The following is a 24,584-nucleotide window of genomic DNA, read 5'->3' on the forward strand; positions in this document are numbered from 1 at the left end:
CCCCGCCCCCCCCCCCCCCCCCCCCCCCCCCCCCCCCCTCCGGCTCTTCCGGTCCCCTCACGGACGGGGCGAGATCACCACCGCCGTGCCGTACGCACACACCTCGGTGCCCACGTCCGCCGCCTCCGTCACGTCGAAGCGGAACATCAGCACCGCGTTCGCACCGCGGGCGCGCGCCTGCTCGACCAGCCGGTCCATGGCCTGGTTACGGGTCTCCACCAGGGTCTTCGTCAGGCCCTTGAGCTCGCCGCCGACCAGGGACTTCAGGCCCGCGCCGATCTGGCTGCCGATGTGACGGGAGCGCACGGTGAGGCCGAAGACCTCGCCGATGACGCGGTCGACCTTGTAGCCCGGGACGTCGTTCGTGGTCACGACCAGGACGTCGGACTGGGTCTGCCCGCCGCCGTACTCCTCGATGCCCATCGCATCCACCTCCGTGTGTGCAGTGTGTGCAGTTTTGCCGGTGCCTGACCAGGACGCATGCGGGGGCTGCGGGGTTGCGCCGACCGGGTGTACCCGACGAGGAGGACACGGGGAAGGCCACTGCCGCACACTGGTAATCACACTGGAACGCGGCGGAGCCCCGCCGCGTTGGTAACTTGGGGCCGCACACCGCCCCGCCCCGCCTGTGCCCGGGCCTCGCACGAGCCTGCGCCCTCGACCCAGGAGCCTGTCACCCGTGACTCCCACGACCACCCTCGCGCTCGGCCCCCAGTGGCTCGACGCGAACTATCTGATCGAGCAATTCGGTCTGATCGGCGTCCTGGCCATCGTCTTCGCGGAGTCCGGCCTCCTGATCGGCTTCTTCCTCCCCGGTGACTCCCTGCTGTTCACCACGGGTTTGCTGGTCACCACCGGTCAGATCAGCAAGCCGCTGTGGGTCGTGTGCACGCTGGTCGCGGTCGCGGCGATCCTCGGCGACCAGGCGGGCTACCTCTTCGGCCGCAAGGTCGGCCCCTCGCTGTTCAAGCGCCCGGACTCCAAGCTCTTCAAGCAGGAGAACGTGGAGAAGGCGCACGAGTTCTTCGAGAAGTACGGCCCGAAATCGCTGGTCCTGGCCCGTTTCGTGCCCGTGATCCGCACCTTCACGCCGATCATCGCCGGCGTGAGCCGGATGAACTACCGCTCGTTCCTGATCTTCAACATCATCGGCGGCATCCTGTGGGGCGTCGGCGTGACGCTGCTCGGTGCGAGCCTGGGCAAGATCGAGTTCGTTCACAAGAACATCGAGATGATGCTCGTCGCGATCGTGCTGATCTCGGTGGTGCCGATCATCATCGAGTTCCTGCGGGCCCGCTCCAAGAGCAAGAAGGCCGCGGCGGTCGCGGCGGAGGCGCCGTCGGCGCCGTCGGCGCCGCAGTACCGGCAGCAGTCGCAGGCGCCTCAGCCGCCTCAGCCGCCGTACGGCGGCGGATACCGGGGCGCGGGGGAGAGCCCGTACCCGGGGCAGGGTGCGTATCCGGGAGCGGGCCAGGGTGCGTATCCGGGCGCGGCTCAGGGGCCGTACCAGGGCCAGGGCGGCCGGTACCCGGAGCAGGGCTCGTACCAGGACCAGGGCCCCTACCAGGGCCAGGGTCAGAGCCAGGGCCAGAGCCCGTACCAGGACCAGGGTCCGTATCAGGGCCAGGGTCCGTATCAGGGCCAGGGGTCGTACCAGGGCCAGGGTTCGTACGAGGGGCAGGGTTCGTACGAGGGCCAGGGTCCGTACTCGGGCCAGGGCCCGGCGGACGCCCCCCGACCGCCCGCGCAGCAGCAGCGCGGCCGCCACGCGCGCCGCTGAGACGCGTACGGCAGAGGCCCGTGCCGGCCCCGTAGTGAGATCTTCGTTCCGCATGGACCCCGCCCCACTGGGCACACGCCCCCCTGATCAGGCATGGTGACCCTAGGGCTGGAGCGCCGCCGGGGTTCCACGGTGGTGCGGGGCGTACGAGGAGCGCGAGGTGGCTGAGCGGCAGCGGGGTGGCAATGGGGCCGGTGAGGCACCGGAGGACCGCAAGCCACAGTCCGACGAGGCGCGCAGCGCCTTCACCCCACCCCTCGGCGTCCCGCTGCCACCCGCGCCCGAGGACGAGCACCCGACCTCGGAGTTCGCCATCCCGGAGGGCGTCGCCCCCGAGCCGCCCACCGAACCCGAAGGCTCGGCCTTCACACTCCCCGCGGGCACCGTCGCCCCCGACTCCAGCACCACCCTCAGCACGCTCCTGCCCGGCTACACGCCGCCGTACGGCTCGCCCAAGGTCAGCCTGACCAAGGACACGCCCTGGCAGGACCGCATGCGCACCATGCTGCGCATGCCCGTCGGAGAGCGGCCGGCGCCCGAGCGGGCCACGAAGCAGGACGAGCCCGGGCCGCCCGTCCCGCGCGTCCTCGACCTCACCCTGCGCATCGGCGAACTGCTCCTCGCGGGCGGCGAGGGCGCCGAGGACGTCGAAGCGGCGATGTTCGGCGTCGCGCACGCCTACGGGCTGCACCGCTGCGAGCCGACGGTCACCTTCACGCTGCTGACCGTCAGCTACCAGCCGTCCCTCGTCGACGACCCCGTCACCGCCAACCGCACGGTGCGGCGGCGCGGCACCGACTACACCCGGCTCGACGCCGTCTTCCGGCTCGTCCACGACATCACGTCGCAGGGGCTGACGCTGGAGGAGGCGTACCGGCGCCTCGCCGAGATCCGCCGCAACCGTCACCCGTACCCCGGCTGGGGTCTGACCGCCGCTTCCGGGCTGCTCGCCGGCGCGGCGAGCATGCTCGTCGGCGGCGGGCTCGTGGTCTTCCTCGCCGCCGCGGTCGGCGCGATGCTGGGCGACCGGCTGGCGTGGCTCGCGTCCGGGCGCGGGCTGCCGGAGTTCTACCAGTTCGTGGCGGCCGGGCTGCCGCCCGCGGCGATGGGCGTGGCCCTGAGCGCCGCGCACGACTACGTGGACGTCCAGGCGTCCGCGGTGATCACCGGTGGGCTGTTCGCCCTGATCCCCGGGCGGGCGCTCGTGGCGGGCGTCCAGGACGGGCTGACCGGCTACTACATCACCGCCGCGGCCCGGCTGCTCGAAGTCGGATATCTGATCGCCGGCATCGTCTGCGGCGTGCTGATGGTCCTCTACGGGGGCGTGCACGTCGGCGGGGCCACGCTCAACCCGGAGGCGGCGCTGGAACGGGTGGAGCGGCCGGTGATCCAGATCATCGCCGCGATGCTGCTGTCCTTCGCCTTCGCGGTGCTGCTCCAGCAGGAACGTCACTCCGTGTGGGTCGCCACCCTCAACGGTGGCGTCGCCTGGGTGGTCTACGGCGCCCTCGCCGACACCGCCGGGCTCGACCCGGTGCCCGCCACGGCCATCGCCGCCGGGCTCGTCGGCCTCTTCGGGCAGCTGCTCTCGCGCTACCGGTACGCGTCCGCGCTGCCGTACGTGACGGCGGCGATCGGGCCGCTGCTGCCCGGTAGTGCCGTGTACTTCGCCCTCCTGAACTTCGCCAAGAACGAGCTCAACACCGGCATCGCCAGCCTCACCAAGGCCGCGGCCCTCGCCCTTGCCATCGCCATCGGCGTGAACCTGGGCGCGGAGATGGCCCGCATGTTCCTGAAGGTCCCGGGCGAAGCGGCGGGGCGCCGCGCGGCAAAGCGCACGCGAGGCTTCTAGCAAGCCCCACGCGAGCCGCACCCGACCCTCACCGGGCGCCCCGGACGGCCTCCTCCCGGCGGCGATGCCGAGCCCGGCTGTGCTCGTACGGCACCGCCGGGTTCGTGCGTCGTGGTTGCGCGCCGTCGCGGCGGAGGAAGTTGTCCTGCCGAGGCGGGGCGGCGCTCCGGGCGGCGCCCGCTTCGCGGGCCCCGGTGGCCCGGACGGCCTCCTCCCGCCGCGGCGGTGATCCGCCACGGCGGCGGCGTTCGGCGGTGCCGGGCCCGGCTGAGTTCGTACGGCACCGCCGGGCTGCGCCGTCGTGGTCGTGCGCCGTTGCGGCGGAAAGAGATTGCCCTGCCGAGGCGGGGCGGCGTTCCGTGGCCGGAAAACGGCGCGGGGCCGGGGTGCCGTACGTCTCGTACGGCACCCCGGCCCCGCGCAAAGCGAGCCGCAGGCTCAGTGGTGGGCGCCGCCGGCGGCCTCGAGGCGCTTGTACGACGCCTCGATCTCGGCCTCGGCCTCGGCGCGGCCGACCCAGTCCGCACCCTCGACCGACTTGCCCGGCTCGAGGTCCTTGTAGACCTCGAAGAAGTGCTGGATCTCCAGGCGGTCGAACTCCGACACGTGGTGGATGTCGCGCAGGTGCTCCATGCGCGGGTCGTTCGCCGGGACGCACAGCAGCTTGTCGTCGCCGCCGGCCTCGTCCGTCATGCGGAACATGCCGATGGCGCGGCACTTGATGAGGCAGCCCGGGAAGGTGGGCTCGTCGAGGATGACGAGGGCGTCCAGCGGGTCGCCGTCCTCACCGAGGGTGTTCTCGACGAAGCCGTAGTCCGCCGGGTAGCTGGTCGAGGTGAAGAGACGGCGGTCCAGGCGGATGCGACCGGTCTCGTGGTCCACCTCGTACTTGTTCCGCGAACCCTTCGGGATCTCGATGGTGACGTCGAACTCCACGGGTGGCTCCTCCATGATCAACACATACGTCTGGTGGTTAAGTGTCTCTCACGTGGGTGTGTGCTGGCGAAAGGGGCTGGTCCGGGATGTCGGAGACCAGGTCGTGGCAGCTGCGGCTGCGGCTGGGCGTGCGGCCGTGGCGGGGCACGCCGCGGGCGCGGACCGCGCGGTTCGCCGCGGTGTCCGCCGTGGCGGGCCTCGTCGTGGCCGGCACCGCGGTGGGCGCGGCAGGGCCCTGGGAGGGCGGGCAGCGCAAGGCCGAGCGGGCGCGGGCGGCCACGGGCGCGGCGGCCGGCGGGAGCCGCGGGGCGCAGCCCGTACGCCCGGCGGCGCCGCCCGTCCTCGCGGCGCTCGGCGGCGGTTCGGCCACGGCCCCGCCGCCGACCCGGGACGGGCTCGGCGGCGCCCTGGAGGGCCTGCTGAAGGACTCCGCGCTGGGCGCGCAGACCTCGGCGGCCGTCGTGGACGTCGCCACGGGGCAGCAGCTGTACGGGTCCGACCAGGACACGCCGTACACCCCGGCCTCCACGATCAAGACGGCCACCGCCGCGGCGGCGCTGGCCGCACTCGGGCCCGCGCACCGCATCGAGACCACCGCCGTGGCCGACGGGGACACCGTCGTGCTCGTCGGCGGGGGAGACCCCACGCTCACCGCCCGCCCGGCGCGGGAGGGGGCGCAGCCCGCCGCGAGTCTGAAGGAGCTGGCGGACGCCACCGCGCGGGGGCTCAAGGCGCGCGGCAAGGGCGGCCGCGTGAAGGTCGCCTACGACGCCTCTCGCTACTCCGGTCCCGGTGTCCACCCGATAGGGCCCAACGAGAACATCGCGCCGGTCAGCGCCCTGATGGTGGACGAGGGCCGCCTGGACGACTCCGACCACGGTCCGGCCGAGCGCACCGCGGACCCGGCCGGTGACGCGGGGCGGAAGTTCGCCGAGATGCTGCGGGAGGCGGGTGTCGAGGTGGACGGAGAGGCGGCCGCGGGGCGCGCGGGGGAGAAGGCGGAACGTCTCGCCTCGGTCTCCTCCCCGCCGCTGTCCGCGCTCGTCGAGCGCACCCTCACCAACAGCGACAACGACATCGCCGAGGCGCTGGCCCGGCAGACGGCGCTGGCGTCCGGGCAGCCCGCCGACTTCGAGGGCGCGGCCCGGGCGGTGACGGGGCGCCTGGAGAAGCTCGGCCTGCCGCTGTCCGGGGCCCGCATCGCCGACGGCAGCGGGCTCGACCGCGCGGACCACGTCTCGGCGGGCTTCCTGGCCTCCCTCCTCGCCCGGGCGGCCGATCCGGCCCGGCCGGAGCTGCGGCCGGTCCTGACGGGGCTGCCCGTGGCGGGCTTCAGCGGGACGCTGAGCGGGCGGTACGGGGCGGACGCGGCGGGGCGCGGTGTCGTCCGTGCCAAGACCGGCACGCTCACGGGGGTGAACACGCTGTCCGGCACGGTCGTGGACGCGGACGGGCGGTTGCTGTCGTTCGCCTTCATGACGACAGGGGCACCGTCCGGCGAGGGCGCGCAGGGGGCACTGGACCGCCTGGCGACGACGCTCGCGGGGTGCGGCTGCCGCTAGGCGCTTCGCCGTAGGCGCGGGCTCTGCGTGCGCGGGTGCTGTGGGCGCGGTCGGCCGGCTGCGGGCGGGTGTCCGGGCGCGGACGCTTCGCTACCCCGAGCGGAGCGGTCCACGTACGGTGAAGCCATGACGAGCATCGGTGGTGCGGAGATGGTCGACTGGAAGCTCGCGGTGGCGACCGCGACGCGGTTCGTACGGCCCGGGCCGGAGGTGAGCCGGGAGGAGGCGCGGGCGGTCGTCGCGGAGTTGCGGCGGCACGCGGTGACGTCGGAGGAGCACGTCAGGGCGTTCACCCGGATGTCGCCCGTGCAGGGGGAGGGCGGCGCGGGGCACGACACCCCGGTCCTGGTCGTGGACAGGGCGGGCTGGATCAAGGCGAACGTGGCGGGGTTCCGCGCGCTTCTCGGGCCGCTGCTGGAGAAGATGCAGGACCGCCGCGCGAACGTCCCCGGCGGTGCGGTGCTCGGCGCGGTCGGCGGCAAGGTGACCGGCGTCGAGGTGGGGATGCTGCTGTCGTTCCTGGCGTCGCGGGTGCTGGGCCAGTACGAGACGTTCGCGCCGGTGAGCCGGGACCTGCCGGGTTCCGCGGCGGGCGGCGGCCGCCTGCTGCTGGTGGCGCCGAACATCGTCCACGTCGAGCGCGAGCTGGAGGTGGACCCGCACGACTTCCGCCTGTGGGTGTGCCTGCACGAGGAGACGCACCGCACGCAGTTCACGGCCGTCCCCTGGCTGCGCGACCACGTCGAGGGCGAGATCCAGGCGTTCCTGGGGGAGACGGACGTCGACCCCGCCACCTTGCTGGAGCGCATCCGGGAGGCGGCGCAGTCGCTGGCGGGTGGCCGTTCTCCGGAGGAGGACGGCGTGGACGAGGGCGGGCGCAGCATCGTGGACCTGGTGCAGACGCCCGCGCAGCGGGAGATCCTGGCCCGGCTGACGGCCGTCATGTCGTTGCTGGAGGGCCATGCGGACTACGTGATGGACGGCGTGGGGCCGCAGGTGGTGCCGTCGGTGGCGGAGATCCGGGAGAAGTTCCAGCAGCGGCGGGCCAAGGGCGCGGGGCGTCTGGACGCGGCGCTGCGCAGGCTGCTGGGTCTGGATGCGAAGCTGCGCCAGTACCGTGATGGTGAGCGCTTCGTGCGGGCCGTCGTCGACGAGGTCGGCATGGACGGCTTCAACAGGGTGTGGACATCCCCCAACACCCTGCCCACCAAGGCGGAGATCGCCAAACCGGCGGACTGGGTCACAAGGGTGCACCGCAGGACGGAGCCGTGAACCGGAAGCTCCTCCTCCGGGTAGAACGCCTCCGTAATCACCCGTCCGAGGGACCGTAGGTCAGGGGTGGGCGTGCGATGCTCGGGTAATGGCTCGCTTCTGTCACCATCGACGCACACAGCGTGACTGACGGCCTCGAAGCTCGCGCAGCTCCGAACGATCTCCATATGGAACGATTGGACACACGGACATGGGTCCACATCCCGCGGTCGCCGCGATACGCCTGGCGGTCCGCCGCGTACTTCACGACGTCCTCACCCCCACCACGCCCTCATCCGTCCCCCCCGGCGGCCGTGAGCCGCTCGTCCTCGTCGCCTGCTCCGGCGGTGCGGACTCCATGGCGCTCGCCTCCGCCCTGGCCTTCGAGGCCCCCCGGCTCGGTATCCGGGCCGGCGGAGTCACCGTCGACCACGGCCTCCAGCACGGGTCCGACCTGCGGGCCGCGGAAGTGGCGAGCCGGCTCGCCGCCTTCGACCTCGATCCCGTCGAGGCCCTGACCGTCACCGTCGGCAGGGACGGCGGCCCCGAAGCCGCCGCCCGCGACGCGCGCTACGCCGCCCTCGACGCCGCCGCCGAGCGCCACGGCGCCGTGGCCGTCCTCCTCGGCCACACCCGGGACGACCAGGCGGAGACGGTGCTCCTCGGCCTCGCCCGCGGCTCCGGCACCCGCTCCCTCGCCGGCATGGCCGTCACCTCCGGCGTCGGCGGCCGCTACCGCCGGCCCTTCCTCGGCCTCGACCGCCAGACGGCCCGCAAGGCCTGCATGGTCCAGTCCCTGCCCGTCTGGGACGACCCGCACAACGCCGACCCGGCCTACACCCGCTCCCGGGTCCGCCACGAAGCCCTTCCCGCCCTGGAGAAGGCGCTCGGCAAGGGCGTGATCGAGGCCCTCGCCCGCACGGCCCAGCTCTCCCGCGACGACGCCGACGCCCTGGACGACTGGGCCGCCACCGTCGAGCCCTCCGTCCGGGACGACAGCGGCGCCCTGGAGACCGCCAAGCTCTACGCCCTGCCGCCCGCGGTCCGCCGCCGGGTGCTGCGCCGGGCGGCCATCTCGGCGGGTTCTCCGGCCGGATCGCTCTTCGCCCGGCACATCGAGGAAGTCGACCGGCTGATCACCGGATGGCGCGGCCAGGGGGCCATCAATCTGCCCGGGCGGGTCGCGGTCCGCAGGCAGGGTGGCAGACTGGTCCTCCGGCAGGGCTGATTCGAACGGGCACGAACGTCACGAACGGGCCTCAGCTCGCCGCGGAAATGCCGGACGATCCGTAGACAAGCGAGAGTGGCGCGGGTGGACGACAAGGACATGGGCACCGACCTCAAGTCGGTGCTCATCACCAAGGAAGAGATCGACGCGAAGCTGGCGGAGCTGGCTGCGAAGATCGACGCGGAGTACGCGGGCAAGGACCTGCTGATCGTCGGTGTCCTCAAGGGCGCCGTGATGGTGATGGCGGACCTGGCGCGTGCGCTCTCCAACCCCGTGACGATGGACTGGATGGCCGTGTCCTCGTACGGCGCGGGCACCCAGTCCTCCGGCGTGGTCCGCATCCTCAAGGACCTCGACACCGACATCAAGGGCAAGGACGTCCTGATCGTCGAGGACATCATCGACTCCGGCCTGACGCTGTCGTGGCTGCTGTCGAACCTGGGCTCGCGCGAGCCCGCCTCGCTCAACGTCGTCACCCTCCTGCGCAAGCCGGAGGCGGCCAAGGTCGCGATCGACGTCAAGTGGGTCGGCTTCGACATCCCCAACGAGTTCGTCGTCGGCTATGGTCTCGACTTCGCCGAGAAGTACCGCAACCTGCCCTTCGTGGGCACGCTCGCGCCGCACGTCTACGGCGGCTGAGCCCCCCGGCCTGGTCGGCGGGCCGCCCACCGGCGCGCGGGAACCGAATGAGGGTTCCCGCCGTTGGAGCAGGGTAAGGCGGGTTGGTTGACCGTCTGCAGCGGCGTCGGGAGACAATGCTGGGGTACCGTCCGAAGGTCAGTCTTTTTCAGGCTTTCAAGTCAAGCTTTCAAGGTCGAGCAGGACACCGTACGCACAGGCACCCCGTCCAGGGGCTGGCCGTGCCTCACTGTGGCAGGAGGGACGGGGCGCTCGCGCCCCGTATGGATGGACGTGAAGCGCTACTTCCGTGGGCCGGTCATGTGGATCGTGCTGGCCGTCCTCGCCGTGGTCGTGTTGATGCAGGTCGTCGGCTCCGGCGGCGGCTACAAGTCGGTGGACACCAGCCAGGTCGTCAACGCGATCAACAAGGACCTGGTGAAATCGGCCGAGCTGACGACCGGTGACGAGAACAAGATCAAGGTTGAGCTCAAGGACGGCCAGAAGGTCAAGGGCTCGAGCAAGATCCAGGCGAACTACATCGGCGAGCAGGGCGTCGACATCGCGAAGTCCCTGCAGGCCAACGCCGAGAAGAACATGATCCCGGAGGGATACAACGTCTCGACGTCCAAGCAGAACCCGTTCATCGGCGTTCTGCTGTCGTTGCTGCCGTTCGTCCTCATCGTCGTGGTCTTCCTGTTCCTGATGAATCAGATGCAGGGCGGCGGCTCCCGGGTGATGAACTTCGGGAAGTCCAAGGCCAAGCTGATCACCAAGGACACCCCCAAGACGACCTTCGCCGACGTCGCGGGCGCCGACGAGGCCGTCGAGGAGCTCCACGAGATCAAGGAGTTCCTGCAGGAGCCGGCGAAGTTCCAGGCCGTCGGCGCCAAGATCCCCAAGGGCGTGCTGCTCTACGGCCCGCCCGGCACGGGCAAGACGCTGCTCGCGCGCGCCGTCGCCGGCGAGGCGGGCGTGCCGTTCTACTCGATCTCCGGCTCCGACTTCGTCGAGATGTTCGTGGGTGTCGGCGCCTCCCGTGTCCGTGACCTGTTCGAGCAGGCCAAGGCCAACGCCCCGGCCATCGTCTTCGTCGACGAGATCGACGCCGTCGGCCGGCACCGCGGCGCGGGCCTCGGCGGCGGTCACGACGAGCGCGAGCAGACCCTGAACCAGCTCCTCGTCGAGATGGACGGCTTCGACGTCAAGGGCGGCGTCATCCTGATCGCCGCCACCAACCGTCCCGACATCCTCGACCCGGCGCTGCTGCGCCCCGGCCGCTTCGACCGGCAGATCGCCGTCGACCGCCCGGACATGCAGGGCCGTCTGGAGATCCTCAAGGTTCACCAGAAGGGCAAGCCGGTCGCGCCGGACGTCGACCTGTCGGCCGTCGCCCGCCGCACCCCCGGCTTCACCGGTGCCGATCTCTCCAACGTGCTGAACGAGGCCGCCCTGCTGACGGCCCGCAGCGACCGGAAGCTGATCGACAACCACATGCTGGACGAGGCGATCGACCGCGTCGTGGCCGGCCCGCAGAAGCGGACCCGGATCATGAGCGACAAGGAGAAGAAGATCACCGCGTACCACGAGGGCGGTCACGCCCTGGTCGCGGCGGCTTCCCCGAACTCCGACCCGGTGCACAAGATCACGATCCTGTCCCGCGGCCGGGCCCTCGGCTACACCATGGTCCTGCCCGACGAGGACAAGTACTCCACCACCCGCAATGAAATGCTCGACCAGCTGGCGTACATGCTGGGCGGCCGCGCGGCGGAGGAGCTCGTCTTCCACGACCCGACCACCGGTGCCGCCAACGACATCGAGAAGGCCACCGCCACGGCCCGCGCGATGGTCACGCAGTACGGCATGACCGAGCGCCTCGGCGCGATCAAGTTCGGCTCCGACAATTCCGAGCCGTTCCTGGGCCGCGAGATGTCGCACCAGCGTGACTACTCGGAAGAGGTCGCCGCGCTGGTCGACGAAGAGGTCAAGAAGCTCATCGAGACCGCGCACAACGAGGCGTGGGAGATCCTGGTCGAGAACCGCGACGTCCTCGACAACCTGGTTCTGGCGCTCCTGGAGAAGGAGACGCTGAACAAGGAGGAGATCGCCGAGGTCTTCAAGCACATCGTGAAGCGCCCGGCCCGCCCGGCGTGGACCGGCTCCTCGCGCCGCACCCCCTCCACCCGCCCGCCGGTGCTCTCCCCCAAGGAGCTCGCCCCGAGCAACGGTGGTCAGGCCATGGACTCGCTCGACCTTCCGGACGACGCCCGCCCGGAGAACTGAGCCGCCGCACAGGCCCTGCCGGGCCCTGCACCACAGGGCCCGGAATGGATGCCGCGTCACCCAGGTTTTAGCCTGGGGGGCGCGGCATCCCGTTTATCCGGGCGGTGCCGGTTGCTACGAACGCACGAGAGAACGAGGCACTCCATGACCGACCCGGTGACGCTGGACGCCGAGCGGAACGTCGGCGCATTCGACGAGAAGCGCGCCGAGAACGCGGTGCGTGAGCTGCTGATCGCCGTGGGTGAGGACCCGGACCGGGAGGGTCTGCGGGAGACGCCGGCGCGGGTGGCACGCGCGTACAAGGAGATATTCGCGGGGCTCTGGCAGGAGCCGGAGGACGTGCTGACCACGACGTTCGACCTCGGGCACGACGAGATGGTGCTCGTGCGCGACATCGAGGTCTACAGCACCTGTGAGCACCACCTGGTGCCGTTCCACGGCGTGGCGCACGTCGGCTACATCCCCTCGACCAGCGGGAAGATCACCGGGCTGTCGAAGCTGGCCCGCCTGGTGGACGTCTACGCCCGCCGGCCGCAGGTCCAGGAGCGGCTGACCACGCAGATCGCGGACTCGCTGATGGACATCCTGGAGCCGCGCGGCGTGGTCGTGGTCATCGAGTGCGAACACATGTGCATGTCCATGCGGGGCATCCGCAAGCCCGGCGCGAAGACGCTGACCTCGGCGGTGCGCGGCCAGCTGCGGGATCCCGCGACGCGGGCGGAGGCCATGAGCCTGATCATGGCCCGGTAGCCGCACCGCATAAACCCGGTAGCCGCACCGCATAAAAATGCCCGCCGCGGCGGCGCGAGGCCACGACGGCGGGTGTTCGGCGGAATACGGACGGCGGAACCGGCTGTGGTGCGGGACCGCCGCAGGCGCTACGCGCTCAGGCGGCTGCCCATCCACTTCAGCGTGGGGTTCAGCTCGCGGCGCCAGGTGTTGAAGTTGTGGCCGCCGCTGTCCAGGATGATCGAGGAGACCCGGGCCGAGCCCTTGGCCTGCTCGATGAACTTCAGGGTGTCCTTGTAGTTGTGCTCGCCCTGCTTGCTGCTGGTGACCAGCACCGAGATCGGCGGGGTCTTCTCGTGCTTCAGCCGCCAGAACACGTCGTTCTCGTTCTCCAGCTTCTTGTCGCCGCCGAAGAGGGAACCGGTCGTGGGGTCCTGCAGGGCCTTGTAGTAGCCGGAGAGCGAGGCCGCGGCGCTGTACGCGTCCGGGTTGCGCATCGCGATCTTCAGTGCGCAGTAGCCACCGGTCGAGTTGCCGATGATGCCCCAGTTGGCGGCCTTGTCGCCCACGCGGTACTGGGCCGTGATGGCCTTGCGCAGGTCCTTGGTGAAGAAGGTCTCGGCCTGCGGGCCCTTCGGTATGTTGATGCATTCCGTGTCGCGCTGGCCGACGATGGACGGACGCATCATCACCAGAATGGTGGGCTGCATCTTCTTGTCCTTGCTCAGCTTGTGCGCGCGGACGGGGTAGTCGAGCCCTTTGATGAGCGCCTCGGCGGTGCCCGGGTATCCGGTCAGGACGACGGAAGCGGGAAACTTGCGGTTCGCGTACTCCGGCTGGAAGTACTCCGGCGGCAGGTACACATACGCCGGGCCGTTGATCTTCGACTCGACGCCGGCGATCTGTATCTTCTCGATCTTTCCGCCGACGCGCGGGACATTGCCCCGCGGCACCTTCACGGCCTGCGTGTTCACGACCTGCACCCGCTTGCCGGCGGCGCTGTGGTCGACGATCACGCCCTCTTCCTTGACCTGGCCGAAGAGGTCGGCCCACGATCCGTAGAAGCCGAAGGACTGGTTGGCCCACAGACCGATCGCGGCGAACAGGGTGAGCTGTGTGGCCAGCATCATGCCCACCCTGCCGAGTATGGAGCCCACGCTCCGTTTGCCCAGGCGGGGCCAGAGCCAAATGGTCAACGCGAAGAGCACTACCGCAGCCGCGATGGCGAGCAGCAGAACTGCCATGCTGGTGAGACCCATGAGGTTCTTTCTGCCGAGCGACCCGGCTCCGAGTCGCGGAATGGTTACTTCTTTCCGGGCTCGGCCCCCCGCGGAACCTCAACCCCGAAACCGTCGTCCTACAGGGCGCACATTGTCCGGGCGCTGCCGCCAGATGGCGCAGGTCCACTCGACAGGACGACGGGAAGAGATGTCTGTCAGGGTAGATGGCAAAAAGTCCGATGGGGTTCCCGAGGGGACCAAGCGACTGTCGAGGCTTGCGCGTATCGTCAGAGGGCCCAAGCCCGAGAACGTGCCTGCCGTCGTGGGAACGGTCGCTGCCCTCATCGGCCTGGTCGACATCCTTGCCGGTGTGGTCCCGCGGTTCCGCTGGAGCAAGGTCCACAGCCTCGCCGAGGTGCTGCCCGGATCGGTGACCCAGCTCGCCGCCGCCGGTTCGATCATCGTCGGCGTCCTGCTGCTGATGCTGGCCCACGGCCTCAAGCGGGCCAAGCAGCGCGCCTGGCTCGCCGCCGTGGTGCTGCTGCCCATCGGTGCGGCCGCGCAGCTCGTCTACCGCCACTCCTACATCGGCGCCATCCTGTCGCTGCTGCTCTTCATCTACCTCGTGTGGCACAAGAGCTCCTTCTACGCGCTGCCGGACCCGCGCAGCCGCTGGAAGGTCGCGGCCAACTTCGTCCTCATGGGCGCGTTCAGCTTCGGCCTCGGCTGGGTGATCGTCGGCTCGCACCCGGACCAGATGATCGGCGACCCGCCGGTGATCGAGCAGATCGAGCACGTGATCTGGGGCCTCTTCGGCTTCGAGGGCTCGATCCGCTACACCGAGCACGTCGACTACACCGTCGGCTACTCCCTGGGCGCCCTGGGCCTGCTGACCGTGGCCACCACCGCCTACCTGGCCTTCATGCCCGCGTACCCGGCCGCCGTCCTCACCGAGGAGGACGAGGACAAGCTGCGCGAGCTGCTCGCCAAGCACGGTGCCCGCGACTCGCTCGGCCACTTCGCGCTGCGCCGCGACAAGAGCGCCGTCTTCTCGCCCTCGGGCAAGGCGGCCGTCTCCTACCGCGTCGTCTCCGGCGTGATGCTCGCGAGCGGTGACCCGATCGGTGACGTCGAGGCCTGGCCCGGCGCGATCGAGCAGTTCATGGCCCTGGCCAAGCGCCACTCCTGGACGCCCGCCGTCGCCGGCTGCAGCGAGACCGGCGGCGAGGTGTGGACCCGCGAGACCGGGCTCGACGCCCTGGAGATGGGCGACGAGGCCATCGTCGAGGTCGCCGACTTCTCCCTCACCGGCCGTTCCATGCGCAACGTCCGCCAGATGGTCAAGCGCATCGAGCGCAACGGCTACAGCACCAAGGTGCGCCGCGTCGGCGACCTGAACGCCGAGGAGCTGGAGGCCGTCCAGAAGGCCGCCAACGCCTGGCGCGACACCGAGGACGAGCGCGGCTTCTCCATGGCGCTGGGCCGCATCGGCGACCCCAAGGACCTGGACGCGATCATCGCGACCGCCCACAAGGACCCGGAGGAGGGCGAGGACTGCCCCTTCGGCGACCTGCGCGCCATGCAGCACTACGTGCCGTGGGGCCCCGACGGCAGCTCCCTGGAGCTGATGCGCCGCGACCGCAGCGCCGACCCGGGCATGAACGAGCTCCTGATCGTCGCCTTCCTGCAGGCCGCTCCCGAGCTGAAGATCAAGCGCCTGTCGCTGAACTTCGCGTTCTTCCGCTCCGCCCTGGAGCGCGGCGGCAAGCTGGGCGCGGGCCCGGTCGTGCGCATCCAGCGCTCGGTGCTGGTCTTCCTCTCGCGCTGGTTCCAGATCGAGTCGCTGTACAAGTTCAACGAGAAGTTCCGGCCGCGCTGGGAGCCCCGCTTCGTGGTCTTCCCCAACAGCCGCGACCTGCCCCGCATCGGCTTCGCGATGATGCAGGCGGAGGGCTTCCTGGAGCTGCCGCGCCTGCTGCGCCGCCGCCCGGCGCCGCCGAAGGACGTCATGGACGACGCCGACGAGCAGGTCTCGGCCGCGGAGGTCACGCGCGCGGCGTGAACGCGCCGTGGTGACCCCGCTGGAAGCGTGTGCGGCAGTGCCCCCGACCGGGTTCCGGTCGGGGGCACTCCTCTTTGCGGCACGCCCTAGGCTGGTCCCATGAGTACCTTGCGCGGTCGTCACGGGCCCGTCGGTCTGCCGGAGTGGAATCGCTGTGCGGTGATGGGCGTCGTCAACGTCACGCCGGACTCGTTCTCCGACGGCGGGCGCTGGTTCGACACCGAACTCGCGGTCAAGCGCGGCCTCGACCTCATCGCCGGCGGCGCCGACCTGGTCGACGTGGGCGGTGAGTCCACCCGTCCGGGCGCGTCGCGGGTGGACGAGGGCGAGGAGCTGCGCCGGGTGGTCCCGGTGGTCCGCGAGCTGGTGGCCGAGGGCGCCGTGGTGTCGGTGGACACCATGCGCGCCTCGGTCGCCGAGGCGGCCGTCGAGGCCGGAGCGGCCCTGGTCAACGATGTGAGCGGCGGGCTCGCCGATCCGGCGATGGTGCCCGTGGTGGCCACGGCCCGGGTGCCCTTCGTGGTGATGCACTGGCGCGGCTTCAGCGCCGACATGAACAACCGGGCGGTCTACGGGGACGTCGTCGGCGAGGTGCTCGCCGAGCTGCAGCAGCGCCTGGACGCCGTGGTCGAGGCGGGCGTCGACCCCGAGCGGCTCGTCGTGGACCCGGGCCTGGGCTTCGCCAAGAACGCCGAGCACGACCTCGCGCTGGTGGCGGGCCTGGCGCGGCTGCGCCGGGAGCTGGCGCTGCCGATGCTGGTGGCCGCCTCCCGCAAGCGCTTCCTCGGCCGGGTCCTGGCCGGTCCGGAGGGCGAGCCGCCGCCGGCCCGGGAGCGGGACGCCGCGACGGCCGCGGTCTCGGCGCTCTCGGCGCGCGAAGGCGCCTGGGCGGTGCGGGTGCACGAGGTGCGGGCCAGCGCGGACGCGGTGCGCGTGGTGCGGGCGGTGCAGGAAGCGGCGGCGGGCGCGGTGGGCGCGGCGGGCGCAGAGGGGGCCATGTGAGCACCGCCCGTACGGACGGCGAGCTGGTCGAGCTGGCGAACACCGCGCTGTACGAGGCGGTGGAGCGCGGCGACACCGATGCGATGGGCCGGCTGTGGCTGGACGACCCCGGCACCGAGGTGTCGTGCGTCCACCCCGGGTGGCCGGTGCTGCGCGGGCGCAAGGAGGTGCTCCGTTCGTATGCGCTGATCATGGCGAGCACGGACTACATCCAGTTCTTCCTCACTGACGTCGAGATCTCCGTCGCCGGCGACACGGCCCTCGTCACCTGCACGGAGAACATCCTCAGCGGCGGCCCCGCCGAGGAGGAGGGCGAGCTCGGACCCCTGGTGGGGCAGCTCGTCGTGGCGACGAACGCCTTCCGGCGCGTCGGCGGGGAGTGGAAGGTGTGGTCGCACCACGGCTCGCCGGTGCTCGCCGGGCGCGACGACGAGGACGACGAAACGGACGGCGCGGACGGCCCGGAGGACATTTCGGGAGCCTGACGTACGTCGTCGGGAGCGTGACGTCCCTCTTCGGGAGCGTGACGTCCCTCTTCGGGAGCGTGACGTATCTCGCGTCACCCCCGCCCCACGAGGCATGATCCGCGTCAGTACGGCGGTATGCCCGCCACTCGTTCGGGCTGCTAGGTGGGCGGGTAGGGGTGGGGGACGGGGCCGCCGGGTAAGCGCGGCGCGAGCCGGGAGGGGCCGGGCAAGGCGGCCGCCCGAAAGAGCCCGAAACATCCGGAACTATCCGCAGATATGTACACCAACCCCTAGCCTCCATGTGCGAGCGCTGTCGGCGCTCGCAGGTAGATTCGACGTGGGTACCGGGCATCGGAGGTGCCCCCGTCCGACGACCAGCAGGAGTGATTCGTGTGGATCGTGTCGCGCTGCGCGGCCTGAAGGCCCGTGGGCACCACGGCGTGTTCCCCCGGGAGCGCGAAGAGGGGCAGACCTTCATCGTGGACCTCGTCCTGAGCCTGGACACTCGGCCCGCGGCCGCCTCCGACGACCTCGCGAAGACCGTGCACTACGGCGTGGTGGCGGAGGAAGTGGTCGGCATCGTCCAGGGTGAGCCCGTCGACCTCATCGAGACCCTGGCCGAGCGGATCGCCCAGAACTGCCTCAAGCACGATGCGGTGCGCGAAGTGGAGGTCGTCGTCCACAAGCCGGACGCCCCCATCACCGTGCCCTTTGACGACGTGACGATCACTATTACGCGGAGCCGAGTATGAGCAGCAGCGACCCGACCGTGCAGCCGGTGCCCGCCTCCGTGGTGGAGCAGGTGGACGCGGCGGACGTGACCCTGAGCAATCCCAAACGAGCCGTGATCTCCCTGGGCAGCAACCTCGGCAACCGCCTGGAGACCCTCCAGGGCGCGATCGACGCCCTCGAGGACACGCCCGGCCTGCGGGTCAAGGCCGTCTCCCCGGTCTACGAGACGGAGCCGTGGGGCGTCGAGCCCGGCACCCAGCCCTCCTACTTCAACGCCGTCGTCCTCGTGAAGACCACCCTCCCGCCGGACTCCCTGCTCGAACGCGGCCACGCCATCGAGGAGGCCTTCGAGCGGGTGCGGGACGAGCGCTGGGGCCCGCGCACGCTCGACGTCGACATCGTTGCCTACCAGGACGTCGTCTCCGTGGACCCGGTGCTCACCCTGCCGCACCCGCGCGCCCACGAGCGCGCCTTCGTCCTGGCCCCCTGGCACGATGTCGACCCCGAGGCCGTGGTCCCGGGCCGCGGTGCGGTGGTCGAGCTCCTCGCGGCCGTCGGGCTCGACGGCGTGCAGCCGCGTGTCGACCTGGAACTCCGGCTGCCGGAGTAGGCGTTTGCCTGATAGGCGTTGGACGCCCCGGATTTCCGGGGCGCGATCGAGAAGAGGAGCGACGGCTCGGTGAAGCAACTGCGGATCGGGGTCCTGGCCGGGCTGTTCACCGTGGCCGGGGTGCTCTCCTGGGCAGGCGCCCGGCTGTGGGACGCCGTCGGCACGCTGCCGCGGGTGCCGGTGGCCGCGCCCATCGTGCTCGCGGTCATCGCCGTCGTCCTCGCCGCCACGGCGCTCTCGCTGCGCGCCCGGCTGCGGGCGCAGCGCGAGCGGCGCCCCGGAGCGAAGGGCGTCGATCCGCTGGTCGCCGCCCGCGCCGTCGTCTTCGGCCAGGCCAGCGCGCTCGTCGCGGCGCTCGTCGCCGGCATGTACGGCGGCGTCGGCGTCTTCCTCGGCCTCGACAGCCTGGACATCGAGCCCCGCCGCGACCAGGTGATCTACGCGGGCGCGTCGGTCGTCGCGGGCGTCGCGGTGATCGCCGCGGCGTTCTTCCTGGAGCGCGTCTGCAAACTCCCGGAAGACGACGACGAGCCGGGCGGCCCGGGCACGGCCCGCGGCTAACGGCACCGTTGCCTGCCGGGCCGCCGCGACGGCGCGCGACCACGAGGGTGGATTCCGGCGGTGCCGTACGGGCATGAGGCGGTCTGGGCACCGCCGGGCGCCGCCGCTGTGGCCGATCGCCGTCGCGGCGGCAAGAAGGGGCCGGGCCCCTTCGATTCCCGGGTGCCGGGCCGGGCTCTTGCTTGCTCGCGGTGCCCGCGCTCTTCTCCCCGCCGCAATGGCGGCGAGCCCCGACGGTGGATTCCGGCGGTGCCGTACGGGCATGAGGCGGTCTGGGCACCGCCGGGTGCCGCCGCTGTGGCCGATCGCCGTCGCGGCGGCAAGAAGGGGCCGGACTCTCGTTGCCTGCCGGTCTGCGTGTTCGGCACGTGGCCCCGCCGAGGGGCGGGCCCCTCGTTTCCGGCCGCAGGCCCGAGTCCGAGTCCCCTGCTTGCTCGCGGTGCCCGCGCTCTTCTCTCCGCCGCAATGGCGGCGAGCCCCGACGGTGGATTCCGGCGGTGCCGTACGGGCCTCAGCCGATCTCGGCGCCGCCGAACACCGCCGCTGGGGCTGGTCGCCGTCGCGGCGGGGGAAAGGTCGTGCCCAGCGACGTCGTGCGGGCAGGGAGAGCGTCCCCCGGGCTACGCCCCGGGGATGCTCTCCAGTTCTACCTCGTCGCGGGCCGCGCCCCGGGCGTCCGCGTCGATCGAGCGGCGGAGCGCCTCGTGGAGGCGGGCCGGGGTGAGGACGCCCACGAAGCGGTCCGCGGTGTCGCCGTCGAGGACGGCGATCCAGCCCGCGTCGTGCTGGAGCATCGTGCTGAAGGCCTGCTTGAGGGAGGCGCCGACCGGGAGCCAGGCGTCCATGCGGCGAGCCCGTTCCCGTACCGTGCCCCCGCCGTCGGCGAGCGCTTCGGCGGAGATCCAGCCGTGGAGCCGGTCGGCGTCGTCCAGGACGACGGCCCACCGGGCGTCGTCCACGGCCAGTGCGGCGCCGGCGGCGGCCACGGTGTCGTCCAGGTGGACGACCGGAGGCTGTTCGAGGTCACCCGCTTCGATCGGGGTGACCGAGAGCCGCTTCAGGCCCCGGTCCGCGCCGACGAAGTCGGCGACGTAGGGCGTGGCGGGCGCGCCCAGCACCGTCGCGGGGGCGTCGAACTGTTCGATGCGGCCGTGCCCGTAGACGGCGATGCGGTCGCCGAGGCGGACGGCTTCCTCGATGTCGTGCGTGACGAACAGGACGGTCTTGCGCACCTGTGACTGCAGGCGCAAGAACTCGTTCTGGAGGCGCTCGCGAACGACCGGGTCGACCGCCCCGAAGGGCTCGTCCATCAGGAGCACGGGCGGGTCCGCGGCCAGCGCCCTGGCCACCCCGACCCGCTGCCGCTGCCCGCCCGAGAGCTGGTGCGGGTAGCGGGAGCCGTGGACGGCCGGGTCGAGCCCGACGAGGTCGAGGAGTTCGGCGGCCCGCTCCCGGGCCTTCTTCCGCTGCCAGCCCAGCAGGTGGGGGACGGTCGCGGTGTTCTCCAGCACGGTCTTGTGGGGGAAGAGCCCCACTTGCTGGATGACGTAGCCGATGCGGCGCCGCAGCTCGACGGGGTCGACGCCGGCGATGTCGTCGCCGTCGAGGAGGATCCGCCCCGACGTGGGCTCGATGAGCCGGTTGACCATCTTCATCGTGGTGGTCTTGCCGCAGCCCGACGGCCCCACGAGCGTGACGAGCTCGCCCTCCGCCACTTCGAAGGACAGGTCGTCCACGGCGGTCGTGCCGTCGGCGTAGCGCTTGGTGACGTGCTCGAAGCGGATCATGGTTCCCCATTCTGGCCGTACTCCCTGGGGACATTGTTGCCGTTGTGTGGCGGCCGGCTCGAATGTCAGTGCCCCGGGTTAGGGTCGCTCGTAACCGGAAAACCGACGGTCGACTGCCTGGGGGAGGTGGGAGCGCATGGCCGGTCAGTCCTGCCTGATCAGCAATGACTGGATCTGCGGCGAGTATCTGCGCACGCGGAGCCAGGAGTTGGCGGACGCCACGCTCCAGCACATCGGCATCACGCTCGCGTCGGTCGCCATCGGCCTCCTCGTGGCCTTCCCGCTGGCGCTGCTGGCCCGCAGGTGGCGCGCGGTGGCGGGCCCGGTCCTCGGCCTGACCACGGTGTTGTACACGGTGCCGTCGCTGGCGATGTTCTCGCTGCTGGTGCCGTTCTTCGGGCTGTCGCCCGCGGTCGTGATCACGGGCCTCGTGCTCTATTCGCTGACGATCCTCGTGCGGAACATCCTCGCCGGGCTCGCGGCGGTCCCGGAGGAGACGAGGGAGGCGGCCCGCGGCATGGGATACGGCCCGCTGCGGCTGCTCTTCGGCGTCGAACTGCCCCTGGCCCTGCCCGCCCTGATGGCGGGTCTGCGCATCACCACGGTCTCCACGATCTCGCTCACGACCGTGGGCGCGATCCTCCACTACGGCGGCCTGGGCAATCTCGTCTACGACGGGATGCACAGCTACTTCAAGGCGCAGGTGCTCACCGCTTCGGTGCTCTGCGTGGCCCTGGCCGTCGCGGCCGATCTCCTCCTGCTGCTCGTCCAGCGGCTGCTCACTCCCTGGACGAGGGCGGGGAAGGCGGGGAAGGCCGGGAAGGCGAAGTCCCGCACCGGGGGCGGAAAGCCCGCCGGCGGTAAGGCCACGGCTCGCCCGGCGGCCGCCGAGGGGGCGCTCTGATGGGCGTCATCGAGCGTACGTGGACGTGGCTGGCCACCGGCGCGCACTGGTCGGGCACCGACGGCGTGTGGCACCGGCTGGGCGAGCACCTCTTCCTGACCCTGGTGTGCCTGGCGATCTCCTGCGCCATAGCGCTTCCGGTGGCCGTGCTGCTGGGCCACCTGGGCAAGGGCGGCGCCCTCGCGGTGAACCTCTCCAACGCGGGCCGCGCGGTGCCGACTTTCGCCGTGCTGGTGCTGTTGCTGCTCAGCCCGCTGGGCACGCACGGCTCCTGGCCCACGGTCATCGCCTTGGTGCTCTTCGCGATACCCCCGCTGCTGACCAACGCCTATGTGGGCATGCGCGAGGTGGACCGGGACGTGGTCGAGGCGGCCCGCGGCATGGGAATGACGGGCCGTCAATTGATCGGCCGCGTCGAGCTGCCGCTGGCCTTCCCGCTGATCGTCACGGGCGTGCGGACCGCAGCCGTGCAGGTCGTCGCGACGACGACGCTCGCGGCGCTGCCCGGCGGCGGTGGCCTGGGCCGCATCATCACGGCCGGCTTCCGGCTCACCGACACCGCCCAGGTGGTGGCGGGCGCGCTGCTGGTGGCGGTGCTCGCCCTGCTGGTCGAGGGCGTGCTGGTGCTGGCGGAGCGGCTGCTGGACCCGGTGCGGCGGCGTACGGGCCCGGTGCCGGGGTAGGCGCGGCGGCGCCGGTCATCGAAGCGACGGCGGCCGGAGAGCCGGGCGCCGGAAACCGAAGGGCAGAGTTCCCCATGTTTCCCATGAGCAGCACCCCGCGCCGGGCACGGGCCCCTCGCACCCTGCTGGCGCTGGCCGGCGTCGCCGCGCTGACGGCGGGCCTCGCCGCGTGCGGGGGCGACAGCCTGGAGAAGTCCGGGGGAGGGGGCGGCGGCTCGGCGAAGCCGGGCGGGGGATCCCTCGTCATCGGCTCGGCGGGGTTCACCGAGTCCAAGGTGCTCGCCGAGATATACGCGGGCCTGCTGAAGGACGCCGGATATTCCGCGTCGATCAGGACGGCCGAGGCCCGCGAGCTCTATGAACCGGAGCTGGAGAAGGGCCGCATCGACGTCGTCCCGGAGTATGCGGCGACGCTCGCCGAATTCCTGAACAAGAAGCAGAACGGCAAGGACGCTCCGCCCGTCGCGTCGGCCGACGCGGACGCCACGGTGAAGGCCCTGCGGAAACTCGCGGAGCCGCGCGGACTGAAGGTGCTCGACCCGGGGCGCGCGGTCGATCAGAACGCCTTCGCGGTGACGGCGGAGTTCGCGGAGAAACACCAGCTCAAGACGCTTTCCGATCTTGGAAAGTCGGGTCAGGAGGTCAAGCTCGCGGCCGGGGACGAATGCCCGCAGCGGCCCTTCTGCCAGCCGGGTCTGGAGAAGACCTACGGCATCAAGGTCGGTGGCATCACCCCGCTGGAGGTGGGCAGCGTCCAGGCCAAGCAGGCGGTCAAGGACGGCAAGGCCCAGCTGCTCCTGACCACCACCACGGACGCCACCCTCGAACAGTTCGGGCTGGTCCTGCTGAAGGACGACAAGAAGCTCCAGAACTCCGACAACGTGCTGCCCGTGGTGAATGCGGAGAAGGCCGGTTCGCAGAAGGTCGCCGATGCCCTCGGGAAGCTCACCAGGGTGCTGACCACGGAAGATCTCACCGAACTCAACAAGAAGGTGGATGCGCAGCGGCTCAAGCCCGCGGATGTCGCCGCGCAGTACCTCAAGGAGAAGGGGCTGCTGACGAAGTGAGCTGACGAAGTGAGAGGTGTAGGGGACAAGTAAGATCAAGGGAACAGTTTCGTGGGGGAGTCACACTCCGAAGGCGACGCACGGTAAGTTTCAGGCCATGCCACGAGGACGCCACCGCCATTCGCCATCCCTGCACAGGCTTCTTCCCCCATCGACGGTCGCCGCGACATCGGTCGCCTGCGCCGCCGGTGCCTGGGTGGTAGGTGAAACGGTCGTCATCCGGGGCCTCGCCGCGGCGGCAGCCGCCGCCGCGGTGGTCGGTGCCGTGCTGATGCGCCGTTGGGACCGCTCCGCCGGAAAGCGGGTCGCCCAGCTCACCGCCGCCCGCACGCGGGACGAGTGGAAGACCGAGGAGCGCATAGCCGAGCTGGAGACGGACCTGGAGGACACCCGGGCGGCCAAGGCCCGCCTGGAGTCCAAGCTCCGCGGCAAGCGCGCCGAGCTGGCCCGTCTCCGCACCGAGCACGCCGATCTGCTGCGCCGCTACGCCGCCGCCGAGACCGGGCGGGCCAGCGCGCTGGAGAGCACCCGGGTCGCCCGCGGCGGCGCGTCCCGCGGGGTGCCGGCGCTGGAGTCCGGCGCGCCCGTCACGGTGCCCGGCCCGGCCGTCGACCCGGCCGCGTACCGCAAGGCCGCGGAAGCGCTGCGCGACATGGCCGGCCGTCCGCGGACCGGTGCGCCGAAGGCGGGCCCCGAGGCCGCGCCCGTACCCCGGCAGCAGGGCGTGACTGCTCCTCGGCCGGCGGCGAAGGCCGTGCCGCAGCCGCGTCCGGAGGCCGGGCAGGGCACGGAGCGGGCGGCCGGGCCGGCCGGAGCGAGCAGGCCCGTCGCGGCGGCCGAGCCGGGCGCCGGGACCAAGCCGGGTATCGGGACCGAGCCGCGCACCGGGGCCGGGGGCACCGAGGGCAAGCCGGGGCCCGGCGCCGCCCTCAAGCCCGTGCCCCGCGCGGCCGTGCCGCAGGCGCCCGCCCACCGGCCCGCCTCCCGCGCCACGGGCGGCTTCGACTTCTTCGGCACCCAGGGCCCCGCCCCGGCCCAGCGCCCCGTCGAGGAGACGGACCTCGCGGACGTCGTCGGCGAGGAGGCGCTGGCCGAAGCCAAGGCCGAGGCCGATGCGAAGGCGGAGGCGGAGGCTGAGGCCGGGAAGGACGGCGCCGCGCCGGCCGCGGAGGACGTCATCGACCTGACCGCGCACGACGAGACCGAGCAGATAGACGTGGCCGAGCTGCGCACGGCCGCTTCGTAGGACC

At 71.6% G+C, this 24,584-nt stretch carries 22 protein-coding genes; 18 read left to right on the forward strand and 4 right to left on the reverse strand.

Features of this window, described 5'->3' with window-relative positions:
• Positions 1-57 precede the first annotated feature (57 nt).
• Positions 58-423 carry a YbjQ family protein gene (locus ACSNOG_RS18240; RefSeq protein WP_436753706.1) on the reverse strand — a complete coding sequence of 122 codons (366 nt, stop codon included), beginning with the start codon at positions 421-423 and terminating at the stop codon, positions 58-60.
• A 256-nt stretch (positions 424-679) separates the two neighbouring features.
• Between ACSNOG_RS18240 and ACSNOG_RS18245 the strand changes: the two genes are divergently transcribed.
• Entirely contained in the window at positions 680-1,780 is a 1,101-nt protein-coding gene (locus tag ACSNOG_RS18245; protein WP_436753707.1) for a DedA family protein, read from the forward strand.
• Between the two features lie 160 nt (positions 1,781-1,940).
• Positions 1,941-3,632, forward strand: a complete 1,692-nt coding sequence (locus ACSNOG_RS18250) for a threonine/serine exporter family protein (RefSeq protein ID WP_436753708.1) — start codon at positions 1,941-1,943, stop codon at positions 3,630-3,632.
• A 438-nt stretch (positions 3,633-4,070) separates the two neighbouring features.
• Here the strand turns inward: ACSNOG_RS18250 and ACSNOG_RS18255 are convergent, their stop codons facing one another.
• Entirely contained in the window at positions 4,071-4,568 is a 498-nt protein-coding gene (locus ACSNOG_RS18255) for an inorganic diphosphatase (RefSeq protein ID WP_030367366.1), read from the reverse strand.
• A gap of 86 nt (positions 4,569-4,654) precedes the next feature.
• Between ACSNOG_RS18255 and dacB the strand changes: the two genes are divergently transcribed.
• The 6 genes from dacB to folE all read left to right on the forward strand — a co-directional run bounded on the left by dacB (position 4,655) and on the right by folE (position 12,260).
• Positions 4,655-6,130: a D-alanyl-D-alanine carboxypeptidase/D-alanyl-D-alanine endopeptidase gene (gene dacB / locus ACSNOG_RS18260; RefSeq protein ID WP_436753709.1), complete on the forward strand. Its 1,476-nt coding sequence runs from the start codon at positions 4,655-4,657 to the stop codon at positions 6,128-6,130.
• A 126-nt stretch (positions 6,131-6,256) separates the two neighbouring features.
• Positions 6,257-7,402, forward strand: a complete 1,146-nt coding sequence (locus tag ACSNOG_RS18265; protein WP_436753710.1) for a zinc-dependent metalloprotease — start codon at positions 6,257-6,259, stop codon at positions 7,400-7,402.
• Between the two features lie 190 nt (positions 7,403-7,592).
• Complete coding sequence (gene tilS, locus ACSNOG_RS18270) at positions 7,593-8,609, forward strand: tRNA lysidine(34) synthetase TilS (RefSeq protein ID WP_436753711.1); 1,017 nt, start codon at positions 7,593-7,595, stop codon at positions 8,607-8,609.
• Positions 8,610-8,708: 99 nt separating this feature from the next.
• On the forward strand, positions 8,709-9,248 hold the full coding sequence (hpt, locus tag ACSNOG_RS18275) for a hypoxanthine phosphoribosyltransferase (protein ID WP_058047052.1): 540 nt from the start codon (positions 8,709-8,711) through the stop codon (positions 9,246-9,248).
• A 267-nt stretch (positions 9,249-9,515) separates the two neighbouring features.
• Positions 9,516-11,510, forward strand: a complete 1,995-nt coding sequence (gene ftsH, locus ACSNOG_RS18280) for an ATP-dependent zinc metalloprotease FtsH (RefSeq protein ID WP_436753712.1) — start codon at positions 9,516-9,518, stop codon at positions 11,508-11,510.
• Between the two features lie 144 nt (positions 11,511-11,654).
• Entirely contained in the window at positions 11,655-12,260 is a 606-nt protein-coding gene (gene folE / locus ACSNOG_RS18285) for a GTP cyclohydrolase I FolE (protein ID WP_436753713.1), read from the forward strand.
• Positions 12,261-12,388: 128 nt separating this feature from the next.
• Here folE and ACSNOG_RS18290 read toward each other — a convergent pair whose 3' ends face one another.
• Positions 12,389-13,498, reverse strand: coding sequence for an alpha/beta hydrolase (locus ACSNOG_RS18290; protein WP_436753714.1), 1,110 nt, complete (start codon positions 13,496-13,498; stop codon positions 12,389-12,391).
• A gap of 169 nt (positions 13,499-13,667) precedes the next feature.
• Here ACSNOG_RS18290 and ACSNOG_RS18295 point away from each other — a divergent pair, with 169 nt between their 5' ends.
• The 6 genes from ACSNOG_RS18295 to ACSNOG_RS18320 all read left to right on the forward strand — a co-directional run bounded on the left by ACSNOG_RS18295 (position 13,668) and on the right by ACSNOG_RS18320 (position 18,893).
• Positions 13,668-15,521 carry a phosphatidylglycerol lysyltransferase domain-containing protein gene (locus tag ACSNOG_RS18295; RefSeq protein ID WP_436753715.1) on the forward strand — a complete coding sequence of 618 codons (1,854 nt, stop codon included), beginning with the start codon at positions 13,668-13,670 and terminating at the stop codon, positions 15,519-15,521.
• Positions 15,522-15,620: 99 nt separating this feature from the next.
• The gene (gene folP / locus ACSNOG_RS18300; RefSeq protein ID WP_436753716.1) at positions 15,621-16,523 is read left to right on the forward strand and encodes a dihydropteroate synthase; all 903 of its coding nucleotides are present in this window, start codon (positions 15,621-15,623) and stop codon (positions 16,521-16,523) included.
• The gene (locus ACSNOG_RS18305; RefSeq protein ID WP_436753717.1) at positions 16,520-17,008 is read left to right on the forward strand and encodes a nuclear transport factor 2 family protein; all 489 of its coding nucleotides are present in this window, start codon (positions 16,520-16,522) and stop codon (positions 17,006-17,008) included. The genes folP and ACSNOG_RS18305 overlap by 4 nt, the downstream gene beginning before the upstream one ends.
• A 374-nt stretch (positions 17,009-17,382) precedes the next feature.
• The gene (folB, locus tag ACSNOG_RS18310; protein ID WP_058045618.1) at positions 17,383-17,742 is read left to right on the forward strand and encodes a dihydroneopterin aldolase; all 360 of its coding nucleotides are present in this window, start codon (positions 17,383-17,385) and stop codon (positions 17,740-17,742) included.
• Positions 17,739-18,332: a 2-amino-4-hydroxy-6-hydroxymethyldihydropteridine diphosphokinase gene (gene folK / locus ACSNOG_RS18315; RefSeq protein WP_436753718.1), complete on the forward strand. Its 594-nt coding sequence runs from the start codon at positions 17,739-17,741 to the stop codon at positions 18,330-18,332. The genes folB and folK overlap by 4 nt, the downstream gene beginning before the upstream one ends.
• Before the next feature lie 69 nt (positions 18,333-18,401).
• Complete coding sequence (locus tag ACSNOG_RS18320; RefSeq protein WP_436753719.1) at positions 18,402-18,893, forward strand: DUF3180 domain-containing protein; 492 nt, start codon at positions 18,402-18,404, stop codon at positions 18,891-18,893.
• A gap of 620 nt (positions 18,894-19,513) precedes the next feature.
• Here ACSNOG_RS18320 and ACSNOG_RS18325 read toward each other — a convergent pair.
• Positions 19,514-20,680 (reverse strand): ABC transporter ATP-binding protein, encoded by a 1,167-nt coding sequence (locus tag ACSNOG_RS18325; RefSeq protein WP_436753720.1) that lies wholly within the window; start codon positions 20,678-20,680, stop codon positions 19,514-19,516.
• A 136-nt stretch (positions 20,681-20,816) separates the two neighbouring features.
• On the opposite strand from ACSNOG_RS18325, the gene ACSNOG_RS18330 reads away from it, so the two are divergent.
• From ACSNOG_RS18330 to ACSNOG_RS18345, 4 genes are all read left to right on the forward strand, one after another.
• Complete coding sequence (locus tag ACSNOG_RS18330) at positions 20,817-21,584, forward strand: ABC transporter permease (RefSeq protein WP_436753721.1); 768 nt, start codon at positions 20,817-20,819, stop codon at positions 21,582-21,584.
• Positions 21,584-22,267, forward strand: a complete 684-nt coding sequence (locus ACSNOG_RS18335) for an ABC transporter permease (RefSeq protein ID WP_436753722.1) — start codon at positions 21,584-21,586, stop codon at positions 22,265-22,267. The genes ACSNOG_RS18330 and ACSNOG_RS18335 overlap by 1 nt, the downstream gene beginning before the upstream one ends.
• An 83-nt stretch (positions 22,268-22,350) precedes the next feature.
• On the forward strand, positions 22,351-23,334 hold the full coding sequence (locus ACSNOG_RS18340; protein ID WP_436753723.1) for an ABC transporter substrate-binding protein: 984 nt from the start codon (positions 22,351-22,353) through the stop codon (positions 23,332-23,334).
• Positions 23,335-23,530: 196 nt separating this feature from the next.
• Positions 23,531-24,580 (forward strand): hypothetical protein, encoded by a 1,050-nt coding sequence (locus ACSNOG_RS18345; RefSeq protein WP_436753724.1) that lies wholly within the window; start codon positions 23,531-23,533, stop codon positions 24,578-24,580.
• The last annotated feature ends 4 nt before the right edge of the window (positions 24,581-24,584 follow it).

This window comes from Streptomyces sp. URMC 124 (assembly GCF_051386455.1).
In the GTDB taxonomy this organism is placed as follows: Bacteria; Actinomycetota; Actinomycetes; order Streptomycetales; family Streptomycetaceae; genus Streptomyces.

What these genes read in the sequence shown, in the direction of transcription:
- ACSNOG_RS18240 (WP_436753706.1), bottom strand. Translation starts at nt 423, where the DNA reads ATGGGCATCGAGGAGTACGGCGGCGGGCAGACCCAGTCCGACGTCCTG.
- dacB (WP_436753709.1), top strand. Translation starts at nt 4,655, where the DNA reads ATGTCGGAGACCAGGTCGTGGCAGCTGCGGCTGCGGCTGGGCGTGCGG.
- ACSNOG_RS18265 (WP_436753710.1), top strand. Translation starts at nt 6,257, where the DNA reads ATGACGAGCATCGGTGGTGCGGAGATGGTCGACTGGAAGCTCGCGGTG.
- tilS (WP_436753711.1), top strand. Translation starts at nt 7,593, where the DNA reads ATGGGTCCACATCCCGCGGTCGCCGCGATACGCCTGGCGGTCCGCCGC.
- hpt (WP_058047052.1), top strand. Translation starts at nt 8,709, where the DNA reads ATGGGCACCGACCTCAAGTCGGTGCTCATCACCAAGGAAGAGATCGAC.
- ftsH (WP_436753712.1), top strand. Translation starts at nt 9,516, where the DNA reads ATGGACGTGAAGCGCTACTTCCGTGGGCCGGTCATGTGGATCGTGCTG.
- folE (WP_436753713.1), top strand. Translation starts at nt 11,655, where the DNA reads ATGACCGACCCGGTGACGCTGGACGCCGAGCGGAACGTCGGCGCATTC.
- ACSNOG_RS18290 (WP_436753714.1), bottom strand. Translation starts at nt 13,498, where the DNA reads ATGGGTCTCACCAGCATGGCAGTTCTGCTGCTCGCCATCGCGGCTGCG.
- ACSNOG_RS18295 (WP_436753715.1), top strand. Translation starts at nt 13,668, where the DNA reads ATGTCTGTCAGGGTAGATGGCAAAAAGTCCGATGGGGTTCCCGAGGGG.
- folP (WP_436753716.1), top strand. Translation starts at nt 15,621, where the DNA reads ATGAGTACCTTGCGCGGTCGTCACGGGCCCGTCGGTCTGCCGGAGTGG.
- folK (WP_436753718.1), top strand. Translation starts at nt 17,739, where the DNA reads ATGAGCAGCAGCGACCCGACCGTGCAGCCGGTGCCCGCCTCCGTGGTG.
- ACSNOG_RS18325 (WP_436753720.1), bottom strand. Translation starts at nt 20,680, where the DNA reads ATGATCCGCTTCGAGCACGTCACCAAGCGCTACGCCGACGGCACGACC.
- ACSNOG_RS18330 (WP_436753721.1), top strand. Translation starts at nt 20,817, where the DNA reads ATGGCCGGTCAGTCCTGCCTGATCAGCAATGACTGGATCTGCGGCGAG.
- ACSNOG_RS18335 (WP_436753722.1), top strand. Translation starts at nt 21,584, where the DNA reads ATGGGCGTCATCGAGCGTACGTGGACGTGGCTGGCCACCGGCGCGCAC.
- ACSNOG_RS18340 (WP_436753723.1), top strand. Translation starts at nt 22,351, where the DNA reads ATGAGCAGCACCCCGCGCCGGGCACGGGCCCCTCGCACCCTGCTGGCG.